The organism is Paenibacillus lactis (assembly GCF_017873605.1).
Lineage (GTDB): Bacteria > Bacillota > Bacilli > Paenibacillales > Paenibacillaceae > Paenibacillus_AQ > Paenibacillus_AQ lactis.
This window is the reverse complement of the sequence record NZ_JAGGKI010000005.1, coordinates 42,510-54,719: the sequence shown is the minus strand read 5'-3', so window position 1 is coordinate 54,719 and position 12,210 is coordinate 42,510. Positions and strand designations below refer to the sequence as shown.

Genomic DNA, 12,210 nt, shown 5'->3' with positions numbered 1-12,210 from the left:
GAGAGATCCTTTTTGAAAGGAGGTACAGGTATGAATGAGGGACTGAAGGGGCAGACTGCGCTTGTTACGGGTGCTTCCCGCGGCATCGGCCGCAGCATCGCGCTTGCGCTCGCCGATCTTGGCGCTAACGTCGCTGTCAATTATGCAGGGAGTGAAGCTGCCGCTGCGGAAGTCGTGGAAGCGGTCCGCGCGAAAGGCGTATCAGCCATCGCGATTCAATCCAACGTTGGACGGGCTGATGAAGCGGATGCCATGGTGAAGCAGGTATTGGATGCATTTGGTCGAATAGATATCCTTGTGAATAATGCAGGGATTACTAGAGATAATTTAATCATGCGCATGAAGGAAGAGGAATTCGATCAGGTGATTGAGACGAATCTTAAAGGGGTGTTCAACTGCCTGAAGGCGGTAACCCGTCCGATGATGAAGCAGCGCTACGGTCGGATCATCAATATTTCCTCCGTCGTCGGAGCGCTCGGCAATCCGGGCCAGGCCAACTATGTGGCCGCGAAGGCCGGCGTCATCGGTTTGACGAAGTCGGCCGCCCGCGAATTGGCATCACGGGGCATTACCGTGAATGCAGTGGCACCGGGCTTTATCGATACCGACATGACGCGGGAGCTGTCTGAGGATATGAGAGAGGGGCTGCTTGGCGGCATTCCGCTTGCCCGGCTGGGTCAGCCGGAGGAGGTTGCCGGAGTTGTTGCTTTTCTGGCATCCGAAAGCGCCTCTTATATGACCGGCCAGGTGCTTCATGTGGATGGCGGCATGTACATGTAGAAGCCGCTTTCGCAGCCTAGACGCCTAGGGCGTCGAAACTATAACGTTTTCAAATGCCTTCTATGGCAATTTGAAGTCATATCTCGTATAATTACCAAGAGGAGGTGAGCCGGATGTCCGATGTATTGGAACGCGTGAAACGCATCGTTGTCGACCGCCTGGGTGTTGACGAAGCCGACGTGACACTAGAAGCATCTTTCAAAGATGACCTTGGAGCTGATTCTCTCGATGTAGTGGAATTGGTGATGGAATTGGAAGATGAGTTTGATATGGAGATCTCTGATGAAGATGCGGAGAAAATTACGACCGTAGGTGAAGTTGTAAACTACATACAATCTCATACCTAAGTCATAAAGTTAAGTCCCGTTCTTTAGCCAGGCGGGACTTCTCCTCATTCAATCGCCGTATTCATGCAACCAATGATAGATTATTGCTGCGATGTCCCTTCTCGTTGAATCCTTGACCGGATGAAGGGGAGGGACAAGCAGTCCATATAGAGGTGAGCTTGATGAAACGTAGAGTCGTTGTAACAGGAATGGGAGTCATGACAGCTCTCGGTCAGGACTTGGACACATTTTGGAACAGCCTGATGGAAGGAAAATCGGGTGTATCCCGCATTGAATCCTTTGATGTCAGTGAATACACCACGCAGATTGCAGCGTCGATGAAGGACTTCAATCCGGAGGATTACATGGACCGGAAGGAAGCCCGCAAAATGGACCGTTTCGTACAGTTCGCCGTTGCTGCAGGCTCGAAGGCGCTGGAGGACAGCGGGCTCGAGATCGGAAGCAATGTTGATGCAGAGCGTGTCGGCGTGTCGATCGGATCGGGCATCGGCGGTCTCGGTACTTGGGAAGACCAGCATAACATTTTGCTTGAAAAGGGACCGAAGCGCGTCAGCCCGTTCTTCATTCCGATGATGATCGCGAACATGGCTTCCGGTCAAATGTCCATTAACCTTGGAGCCAAAGGCCCGAATACGACACAGGTTACGGCTTGCGCAACCGGGACGCACTCGATCGGGGATTCGTTCCGTTTGATCCAGCGCGGCGATGCGGATGTCATGATTTGCGGCGGAGCTGAGGCTACGATCCGTCCGACCGGCATGGCGGGCTTCTGCGCGATGCGCGCGATGTCGACCCGCAACGATGAGCCGGAGAAGGCAAGCCGGCCGTTTGATACGGGCCGCGACGGATTTGTCATGGGTGAAGGCGCCGGAGTGCTTGTGCTCGAATCGCTGGAGCATGCTCAGGCGCGCGGAGCGAAAATCTATGCCGAGGTCATTGGCTACGGCCTTAGCGCAGACGCTCACCACATTACCGAGCCTGATCCTGACGGAGCGGCACGCTGCATGAAGATGGCGATCCGCGACGCGGGCATCTCGCCGGAGGAAGTGGATTACATTAATGCCCACGGCACGTCGACGCCGGTCGGTGACCGGTCCGAGACCCAAGCCGTCAAGCTTGCGCTCGGCGATCATGCGTATAAAGTGGCGGTAAGCTCCACTAAATCGATGACAGGTCATCTGCTGGGAGCCGCCGGCGGGGTTGAGGCGGTTATTTGCGGTCTGAGCCTGAAGCATCAGCGCATCGCGCCGACGATCAATCTGGAGAATCAGGATCCAGAATGCGATCTCGACTATGTACCAAATCATCCGCGCGAAGCCGATCTGGACGTCGTCATGTCCAACTCCTTCGGGTTCGGCGGTCATAATGCAACGATTATCCTGAAAAAATACGCCGAGTAAGGAGATAGTGTGTTGAGTGGAGATCTGAAGCAGTTACAGCATAAACTCCATATTCAATTTCGAAATGCAATGCTGCTGAAGCAGGCCTTTACCCACGCATCTTATGTAAACGAACACCGCTTCAGTCAGAACCAGGACAATGAACGCCTCGAATTTTTGGGCGATGCGGTTCTGGAGCTGACCGTCAGCGAGTTTCTATACAATCTGTTTCCGGACCGGCCGGAAGGAGAGCTGACCAAGCTTCGGGCTTCCATCGTATGCGAGCCTTCGCTTGTGCAGTTCGCCCTGCGTCTGGATTTCGGACGGTACGTATTGCTCGGCAAGGGAGAGGAAATGACGGGCGGACGTACCCGCCCGGCTCTTCTGGCTGATGTATTCGAATCGTTTGTGGGGGCGCTTTATCTGGATCAAGGACTGGAGGCGGTGCGTCAATTTTTGCACGATCATGTATTTCCTTCAATCACCGTCAATGGCCGTCCGCAGATGAGCGATTATAAGACCGAGCTTCAAGAACTGACGCAGCATCACAGCATGGGTGCGCTGGAATATCGCATCGTCGAGGAGCGTGGACCGGCACATGAGCGGGAGTTTGTCTCAGAGGTATACATGGGAAGCAAATGTCTTGGACGCGGAAGCGGAAGATCCAAGAAGGAAGCCGAGCAGCAAGCGGCGGCGGTAGCGCTCAAGCAGCTGAAGCGCTCGGACGGCTGATGCTTCGCTTTAGGAATAGGACAAACAAAGAGCAAAGAGCAGTCAGGCAGATAACCGGATCCGGATGAAATGACTGTTTTTTGCTCTTTTCGTTGTCCAGCTATCCTGATAGGAGAGTCGACTTTTTTCGGAAGAAAAACTCCGTCCATAGACAGCGGAAAAGCCGATTCTGCTTGTGGTACAATAGCGTAAAGAGGTGATGGGTCGTATATGTTTTTGAAACGGATTGAGCTAGCAGGATTTAAGTCGTTTGCCGATAAAACGGAGATGGAATTCGTGCGCGGCATTACGGCTGTCGTAGGTCCGAATGGCAGCGGCAAGAGCAACATCTCCGACGGGATCCGCTGGGTCCTTGGGGAGCAGAGCGCCAAATCGCTTCGCGGCGGGAAGATGGAGGACATTATTTTTGCCGGCAGCGATGCGCGTAAGGCGGTCAACTATGGCGAAGTATCGCTTACGCTCGACAATGAGGATCATGTGCTTCCGCTTGATTTTCACGAGGTAACGGTGACCAGACGGGTGCACCGAAGCGGCGACAGCGAATATTTCATCAACAGGCAGTCCTGCAGGCTCAAGGATATTACGGAGCTGTTCATGGACACGGGGATCGGCAAGGAAGCCTATTCCATCATTGGACAGGGGCGTATCGAAGAGATCTTAAGCACAAGATCGGAAGACCGCAGGGGCATATTTGAGGAAGCTTCCGGTATTGTTAAATATAAATCGCGCAAAAAAGAATCCGTGCGCAAGCTGGATGAGACGGAGCAGAACCTGCTCCGCATCCACGATCTTGTCACAGAGCTTGAGGATCAGATCGGACCGCTGAAGGAGCAGTCCGAGAAAGCGGTCCGTTACAAGGAGCTCCGCGAGGAGCTGAAGCATAAGGAAATATCGCTGTACGTATACCAAATTGAGCAGATTCATAACGCATGGAGCGAAGCGAATGCAAAGCTCGAGCAGCTGAAGGAAGAGCAGCTTGCCCTGTCAACGGTCGTTTCCGCGCATGATGCCAAGCTGGAGAGCGACCGATCGGCGCTGCGGCAGCTGGAGCAGGAAGTGGAGGACATCCAGAGCCAGCTTCTGCAATACAGCGAGCTGTTCGAGAAGAGCGAGGGGTACGGGGAAGTGCTCAAGGAGCGCCGCCGGAATCTGGAGCGCACGCGGGAGCAGCTGGAGGACAGCCTCCATTCGGGCGATACCCATCTTGCCGAGCGGGTAGGAGAGCTTGAACGCATGAAGAGCAAGCTGTCGGAGCTGAAGCAGGAACTGATTCAGGTTCGGGATCAGCTCTCGGCGGAAGAAGCCAAGCTGGTCGGCGTCACCGGCGGGATCAGCCAGGAGCAGGAGGAGAGCCTGAAAGGCAATTTGCTCGAGCTGATGAACCGGATGGCCCAAGCGCGCAATGAAATCCGTTATGCGGATCAACAGCAGGAAGCGCTGGAGCGCCGGATGAATCGCGCACAGGAGGAATCCGGCAAATGGGAGGCCTTGAAAGAGGATCTGCTTCGCCGCAAGGAGAGCATCGACCGCAGCATCGAACGCTTCGGTAAGGAAATCGCCGATCTGCGCAGCGGGTACATCAGCGAGAGCGAGCGTTACCAGTCGCTGCAGAAGCTGCTCGATGAGACGCAGGGCGCGCTACGGAAATGGGAGCAGAAGCGGGAAGCTCAAATTGCCCGCAGGGATACCATGAAAGAGCTGCAGGATGACTTTGACGGCTTCATGCTGGGCGTTAAGGAAGTGCTGAAGGCATCGCGCAAATCGGTGCTCCAGGGTGTCCATGGGGCGGTGGCGGAGCTGATCCGCGTGCCGGAAAGGCTGGAGCTGGCCATGGAAACGGCGCTCGGAGCATCGGTACAGCATATCGTTATGGATAACGAAGCGGTATCGCGGCAGGCGATCTCCTTCCTGAAGCAGCGGCAGCTAGGACGGGCGACATTTCTGCCGCTGGACGTCATCCGGCCGCGGAATGTCTCCGGATCGGACCGGTCGCTGGCCGAAGGGGAGCCAGGGTTTGTCGGCTTCGGCTCCGAGCTCGTGCAGTACGATCCGCGTTACAGCAACATCGTCGGCAGCTTGCTCGGCAATGTCGTGATTGCCGAGACGCTGGAGCAGGCCAACAAGATTGCAGCGCGGTTCTCCTACCGCTTCCGTGTCGTGACGCTGGAAGGAGATGTCGTCAATGCGGGCGGTTCGATGACCGGCGGAAGCCATCATAAGAAAACGAACAGCCTGCTTGGCCGCAAACGCCAGCTGGAGCAGCTGGATCAAGAGATTACGGAAACCGAGCGCCAGCTGGACAAGCTTCGCCAAGGCATCGAAGGCGTACGAACGCAAATGCTGGAATCTCAGGATAAGCTGGATTCGCTGCGTAAAGCAGGGGACGACAAGCGCATTGAAGAGCAGCAGGCGGCTGGAGACCGGAAGCAGCTGGAGCATGAGCTGCGTCACGTGCTGGAGCAGGCAGAGCTTGCCGGCGAGGAGAAGAGCAGCCAGGAGCAGGAAGCGAAGCAGATTCAGGAGGCGAGAGCCCGCGCGGAGAAGCTCCTGCAGCAGCTGGAGGAAGAGGAGAAGGCGACGCATCAGGCCATTCAAGCGGCGGAATTTGCCCGCAAGGCCAATGAGTCGGCCAAGGAAGAGCTGCAGAGCCAGCTTACGCTGCTCAAAGTCCGTGAGGGCAAGCTGGATCAGGAGACCTTCTCATTGGAGGAGCAGCTGAAGCGGCTGCAATCCGATGTCGATAATCATGAGAAACAACAAAAGCAGAACCGTACGATGCTGGCCTCGGTTCAAGCCGACCTCGAGCAGAATGAGCGCGAAAGCGTCAAGCAGATCGAGAATTTGAACGAGTACAAGCTGAAGAAGGAAGAGGCGGCGCAGCAGCTCGAGTTCAAGCGGGCGGCGCGCACGGCTCTTGGCCGAAAGCTGGAGCTAGCGGAGAGCGAGACAAAGGAGCAGCGCATCCAGCTGAAAGCGGTGGAAGATAAGCTCCGCGAGACCGAAATCGGAGTTAACCGGCTCGATGTGGAGCTGGAGAATATACTTAAGAAATTAAGCGAGGATTACGAGCTCAGCTATGAGCTGGCCAAGCAGCGCTACCCGGTGCCGGAGGACGTGACGTCCGCGCAGCATGAAGTGCGGGATTTGAAGCGCTCCATTGCTGGCCTCGGGGACGTGAACCTCGGCGCGATTGAGGAATACCAGCGCGTCAATGAACGCTATCAGTTCCTCAGCGAACAGAAGGCCGACCTGGTCGAGGCGAAAACGACGCTGTATCAAGTCATCAAAGAAATGGATGATGAGATGTCAAGGCGCTTTAAGCAGACCTTTGATGCGATTCGCCGCGAGTTCGGAACCGTATTTACGAAGCTGTTCGGAGGCGGGCGCGCAGACCTTGTTCTGATCGATCCGGATCGTCTCTTGGAGACGGGTATCGATATCGTCGCGCAGCCGCCGGGCAAGAAGCTGCAAAATCTGCAGCTGCTGTCAGGCGGAGAACGTGCGCTGACCGCCATGGCGCTTCTATTCGCCATTCTGCATGTGAAGCCGGTGCCGTTCTGCGTGCTGGATGAGGTCGAGGCGGCACTGGATGAAGCGAACGTTGTGCGCTTTGCCCAGTATTTGCGCGAGTTTTCCGAGCAGACGCAGTTTATCGTGGTCACTCACCGTAAAGGAACGATGGAAGAAGCGGACGTGCTGTACGGGGTCACGATGGAGGAAGGCGGCGTATCGAAGCTCGTGTCCGTCAAGCTGGAGAATGAAGAAGCGGAAATTGCCTGATAGAACATTTAACATGTGTGGAGGGAACTATGAGCTTTTTTAAGAGATTGAAAGAGAGCATTTCGAGCAAGACCGAGAATGTAACGAAGCAGTTCCGCGACGGACTCGAAAAAACGCGGAAGGGATTCATCGAGAAGGTATCGGATCTTGTAACCCGGCGCAAAAAAATAGACGAGGAGTTCTATGAGGAGCTGGAGGAGATCCTGATCGGTGCCGATGTCGGCGTCAATACGGTGATGGATCTGATGGACGACCTCCGGGCGGAGGTCAAGAAGCGCCGGATCGAGGATGCGGCGGATTTGCAGCCGGTATTGTCCGAGAAGCTGATGGAGCTGCTTCGCGATGACAGCAGCAACGAGCTCCGCGAAAATCCGGACGGCATTACGGTGATCCTGTTTGTCGGCGTCAACGGCGTTGGCAAGACCACAACGATCGGCAAGCTGGCACACCGCTACAAGCAGCAAGGGAAAAAAGTGCTGCTGGCGGCAGGAGATACCTTCCGCGCAGGGGCGATCGAGCAGCTCGAGGTTTGGGGCGAGCGGGTTGGCGTTGAAGTCATCAAGCAGCAGGCGGGATCGGACCCGGCGGCCGTCATGTTTGACGCCGTACAAGCGGCCAAGCAGCGGCAAGCGGATGTCCTGCTCTGCGATACGGCTGGACGCCTCCAGAACAAAACGAATCTGATGGAAGAGCTTAACAAGATCTTCCGCGTGATCCAGCGGGAAATTCCGAGTGCGCCGCATGAAGTGCTGATGGTGCTGGATGCTACGACAGGCCAGAATGCGCTGAGTCAGGCGAAGCTGTTCGGCGAGAAGAGCGGCGTAACCGGACTTGTCCTCACAAAGCTCGATGGAACGGCAAAGGGCGGCATCGTTATCGCCATCCGCCAGGAGCTGAACCTGCCGGTGAAGCTCGTAGGCCTCGGGGAGAAGATGGAGGATCTGCAGACCTTCGATTCCGAGCAGTTCGTGCATGCGCTGTTCGCCGGGCTGATCAAAGAAGAAGAAGGCCCTGCGGACTCGAATTGATCTGTATTCGCTAATCCGTTATGGAATACATCGTGAAGCATAACAAAGAGGCGAGCCTCAAGGTCTGTGACCTAAGGGCCGCCTCTTTATTATTTGGCAAGGCATGCGGGCGCGCCATGCCTCCCCTCCTTTTACTGTCTAAGTTACAGGAACCCGATCAGGACGAAACGATGCGTACGAATTCGATCGACCGGAGCGGAATGATCGCCGTATCGGTCGGAGGACCATAAATGATCGGCGGCACCTTTAACGTCACGGTGCTGTCTTCGACCGCGGTTAACGTCCCGACGATGATATCGCCGGACACCGCCACCTCGGTTTCGGATCCGATAAAGCCTTGGAGCCAATCTACAAAACGCATAAGGGGTTCGCCTCCTTTTTCAAAATCATGAACAGTGAATCCAATCAGTCTCTCTCGAGCAAACGTTACTGCACGGACGTAATATTGGTAAAAGGAATCAGAACGAGATCGCCAGAAGCCTCCCGGAGCTGGACTCCGTCGTCGGCCGTCGCCAGAACGACGCCTTCCAGGGTAACGAAGGTCGTGCCTACACGTACCCTCTGGCCGATCCGGGCTCCGAAATATTCAATCAGCTCCGGAATGATGATCAACCCGGTTCGAACCTGGTCCTCCAGCGATTCTACCCGTTCGGTTAAGTGTTCGGTTTGCCGGCTGAGAAGCTCAACCTGGCGCGATAACGCCTTTACTTTGGCAGCAAGTCGTCTGCCGAACAGGAAACAGCACATGGGTCATTCTCCTTTCTGTTATCGTTTGAATTGTTCAATGTCAGACTTTAGCTCGAGCAGGGAAGCCAGGCTTCGTTGCTCGGTGTCCCGGATGAGCGGCAGTGCGCAGTCCAGGTGGCCGGGCCCGTATTTCAAAAAACGCTCGGCGCGTTCAACCAATTCATCCAGCGGCTGCCGGTAATCGACCACGTACTGCCCAAGCCCGAAAGAGCACAGAAGACTGTGCACTTTGCCCATCGTGCTGAAGGCCAGGACAGGCTTACCTCCCCGAAGGGCCGCAAGGGACGGGTGAAGCTTGAAGGAGATCAAATAATCGACGGATTGAATGAAGCTGTACGTCAGCTCGATATCCATCAGAAAAGGAAGCGTTTCGATCGACGCGTGCGGCGACAGCTCCTTCACCTTCTGCTGCAGCTGCAAGCATGTGCTGTAGTCGGAATAGGCATTGCCCGGATGATGGATGACCGGTATGAGAGCCAAGTGGTACCCCTTTTGGTTCAAATGCGCAAGCAGCTTCGTCATATTGTCCATCGGGAAGGAAGAATACGAGAATACGACCACGCCGATCGTCGGACGTCTCGAGAAACGCTTTACGGGAATGGCCGGCTGCCGGTATCCGAACACGATATCCGGAGCGACCTCGGCATTTCGGTGAAACCTAGCCCGCTGCGCGATCGCTTGGGACCTCTCATCCCGGAACACCGCACGCTGGGCCGCCGAGATCATATCCCGGTAAGCGGAGACCTGATCCTCCGGCCAGGTGTGCTCGGGGTAAGCGTCCACAATGCCAACGCCATAGACCCAGACAGGCCTTCCCTTGAGCTGTTCAGGGAAATAATAGTTGTTGAAGGAGTAAGGCGTGATCAGATCGCCTCCACCGATGATGAACGCATCGGTCTGATTCGGGTCCAGCCGGGAATTCCAAGGGTAGACGTGGTGATTGTCAAAAACCTGGCGGAGGGTATGAAGGAACAGATCGTCCCCGAAATTTCCCATTCCGTAATATCCGGAAGCGGCAATTTGCATAACGTTTCACCTCCTTTATAGTCAAGCCGAACCGCATCGACGTTAACGGGATTTACGCCAGGCCGGGAACAGGTCCCGGCTGCGCTGGCTGATGCTGCTCCCGTAAATTACGCGGTGATACAACACAGCCGGAACCTGAACGAGAAGGTGATGGTCAAGCAAGCGGGAGGTTAGTTCGATATCTTCAAATATTCGTCCGAAGCGATCCTCCCGGTCCCACCACCCTCCGATCGCCTTCAGCGATGCTGCTCGGTACATCCGAGGAACGAGGGGATGGGCCAGCGCGGAATGTTGCGAGGAAAGGGCCTGCTCCGGCGGGTTCACGCTGCTCATGGTGCCTTTCCAGACCGGTCCCAATTGTCTCGTACGGATCCACCACGCATAGGAGGCTGTCGCCATGCCGGCTTCCGGCGCCTGGTCAAGAGCTTCGGACAGCAGCCGCACCGTATCTGGAGCAAGCCAGTCATCGCCGTCCAGCTCCAGTATATAGCGGCCCCTGGCTTCCTCAAGCAGCCGGTTCATCATGACCGCCTTGCCGCGATTGCGCGAATGCAGAAGGATCTTAATGCGGGGGTCGGAATAAAAGCATGCTTCTTCAAGGGTGTCGTCATCCGAGGCGTCATCGCCGATGATCAGCTCCCAATCCTCGCTGGACTGCGCCAGCACCGAGCGGATGCTCCAGCCCATGGTGTCTCGCATATTGTGAACGCTCATGAGAATGGAAACAGCAGGCTTCACTCGGGTAACAGAACACGCTGCTTGTTGTGAAGGAACATGCAAATGGGGCGGATGCTGCTGTGCAGCGGCAAGGAGAGGGGCAATATATTCGCGATCATGAAGCTGAGAAATCGGGATTCGGCTGGTGAGATTTCGGCTTCCGGAGCCTTCGATGCTTAAGCCTCCCGAAAAAGACGTTTCCGTCCGGAAAATTTGGCTCTCGTCATCCGGCATCAGATCATCCTGAAGAAAGCGTGCTGCCGGAAGGCGGCTGTTCCATTCCGACAGGCGGTTTCGGAGCCATTCCCTCCGCCATAAGCAGGGGATCCCGTCCACACATATACAGACGGCTTCCTGCGGTATATCGGAAGCCCAGTCGTAGGATCGGAGCCATTGCCTATGGGCAGGAAGGCTCATGCTGCTTGATACTACCCACTCGCTGCCGGACCGGCGCACTTCTTCGAGAATCCGGTCGCGATAGGCGGCAATCTCGTCCCGGGTGAAGCCGAAGGGCCGGGAATGAAGAATGTCAAGCGTCTTCATCTCCCGCCGAGCCCTCTGAGACGAATCGTTTCCGCAATGACCTGATCCGCCGCCTTACCGCGCTCGATCCAGCGGTTGCTGCGTGCATAGGCGATTCTGGCCTGCTTGCTCTCCTCCGAATCCGGGTGCTGTAGAATATCGCCAAGTTTCGAGATGAAATCGTCATGGGTGGTCGCGGTTCTCACATGCGGTTCCATGGCGATGCACTCCGGCAGGGCGGTCGATAATACGCGGACGCCTGCTGCCATATACTCGTAGGCTTTTACCGGATTGGTGGCAAGCGTAATCGGATGATATTGAAACGGGATTAAGGCAACATCGATATGGCGAAGATAGCGCTTGAGCTCATAGTGGGGCTTTTCACCGAGAATATGCACATTGGGAAGGTGCGAGTAATCTCCCGAGCTGCCGTAAGGAGCGCCGATCGAAACGAAATGGACATGGGGATATGCGGCAGCCGCCTTAGCAAACAGCTCATGATCGACCCAATAAGCCCAGGCGCCGATATAAGCGGCAACGGGACCTTCCGGCAGGTCGGCGGGACGCTCCGTTGCCGGGATATGGAAGAATGAAGGATCCGCTCCGTTTGGAATCAAGGTCAGTGGTTTTTCCGGATACGCAAGCGAAAGACGGGTGTGGATCACATCGGCCGTGCACACAACATGGTCTGCCGATTCGATCATCTTCGGCTCGTATTTCGCCCAGTGCGGAAATTCATCACAGCAGTCATAGATCGTAATGTCCGGCTTGAACAGCGTCTCGATGCGTGTGCGGAGCTTGGACCAGGTCGTCCAGACGACAACCGGGTGCTCCTTGCGAAGAGCAGGAAGCTTCTTGTACAAGAACGCCTTCGTATCCGTAAATAGATAGACATTCTCTTCAATCTCTGTAAACTCTGAATCCAGCGGTGCCAGGTTTTCGAAGAAAACCTGATGACCTAGTGCGCCTAATTGAGTCATAAGCTGCTGCGGTCTTTGCTTCATATAAGACCAGTTCATCGTTCTCGGGTAAATGATGACAGCCAAGAGGTTTTCCTCCTTTCTTTGGTTCTAGGGTTACTATATGCATTGATAGCTTTTAAGATTGGACGATTGAACAAGAGAAGCGAAATTGGTTGATTATGATGCTAGG

The 12,210-nt window shown here is 55.5% G+C and carries 11 protein-coding genes; 6 read left to right on the top strand and 5 right to left on the bottom strand.

Annotated elements, in window-relative coordinates; genetic code table 11:
* Positions 1-30 precede the first annotated feature (30 nt).
* The 6 genes from fabG (at position 31) to ftsY (ending at position 8,046) form a co-directional block, all read left to right on the top strand.
* Positions 31-780 (top strand): 3-oxoacyl-[acyl-carrier-protein] reductase, encoded by a 750-nt coding sequence (gene fabG / locus J2Z18_RS11125; RefSeq protein WP_007132117.1) that lies wholly within the window; start codon positions 31-33, stop codon positions 778-780.
* Positions 781-893: 113 nt separating this feature from the next.
* Entirely contained in the window at positions 894-1,127 is a 234-nt protein-coding gene (gene acpP, locus J2Z18_RS11120) for an acyl carrier protein (protein ID WP_007132116.1), read from the top strand.
* A gap of 161 nt (positions 1,128-1,288) precedes the next feature.
* Positions 1,289-2,527: a beta-ketoacyl-ACP synthase II gene (gene fabF / locus J2Z18_RS11115; RefSeq protein ID WP_007132115.1), complete on the top strand. Its 1,239-nt coding sequence runs from the start codon at positions 1,289-1,291 to the stop codon at positions 2,525-2,527.
* Positions 2,528-2,539: 12 nt separating this feature from the next.
* Positions 2,540-3,238, top strand: coding sequence for a ribonuclease III (gene rnc, locus J2Z18_RS11110; RefSeq protein WP_028406687.1), 699 nt, complete (start codon positions 2,540-2,542; stop codon positions 3,236-3,238).
* Positions 3,239-3,448: 210 nt separating this feature from the next.
* The gene (gene smc / locus J2Z18_RS11105; protein WP_007132113.1) at positions 3,449-7,018 is read left to right on the top strand and encodes a chromosome segregation protein SMC; all 3,570 of its coding nucleotides are present in this window, start codon (positions 3,449-3,451) and stop codon (positions 7,016-7,018) included.
* 29 nt (positions 7,019-7,047) lie between these two features.
* Positions 7,048-8,046 carry a signal recognition particle-docking protein FtsY gene (ftsY, locus tag J2Z18_RS11100; protein WP_007132112.1) on the top strand — a complete coding sequence of 333 codons (999 nt, stop codon included), beginning with the start codon at positions 7,048-7,050 and terminating at the stop codon, positions 8,044-8,046.
* A 157-nt stretch (positions 8,047-8,203) separates the two neighbouring features.
* Here ftsY and J2Z18_RS11095 read toward each other — a convergent pair whose 3' ends face one another.
* The 5 genes from J2Z18_RS11095 to J2Z18_RS11075 form a co-directional block, all read right to left on the bottom strand.
* The gene (locus tag J2Z18_RS11095; protein ID WP_007132110.1) at positions 8,204-8,407 is read right to left on the bottom strand and encodes a hypothetical protein; all 204 of its coding nucleotides are present in this window, start codon (positions 8,405-8,407) and stop codon (positions 8,204-8,206) included.
* A 65-nt stretch (positions 8,408-8,472) separates the two neighbouring features.
* The gene (locus J2Z18_RS11090) at positions 8,473-8,793 is read right to left on the bottom strand and encodes a hypothetical protein (RefSeq protein WP_007132109.1); all 321 of its coding nucleotides are present in this window, start codon (positions 8,791-8,793) and stop codon (positions 8,473-8,475) included.
* An 18-nt stretch (positions 8,794-8,811) separates the two neighbouring features.
* A complete protein-coding gene (locus tag J2Z18_RS11085) occupies positions 8,812-9,819 on the bottom strand; it encodes a polysaccharide pyruvyl transferase family protein (RefSeq protein WP_007132108.1) in 1,008 nt (335 codons plus the stop codon).
* 42 nt (positions 9,820-9,861) lie between these two features.
* Positions 9,862-11,079, bottom strand: a complete 1,218-nt coding sequence (locus tag J2Z18_RS11080; protein WP_007132107.1) for a glycosyltransferase family 2 protein — start codon at positions 11,077-11,079, stop codon at positions 9,862-9,864.
* Positions 11,076-12,104, bottom strand: a complete 1,029-nt coding sequence (locus tag J2Z18_RS11075; RefSeq protein WP_007132106.1) for a glycosyltransferase — start codon at positions 12,102-12,104, stop codon at positions 11,076-11,078. Before J2Z18_RS11075 ends, J2Z18_RS11080 begins: the two co-directional genes overlap by 4 nt.
* Positions 12,105-12,210: the final 106 nt, after the last annotated feature.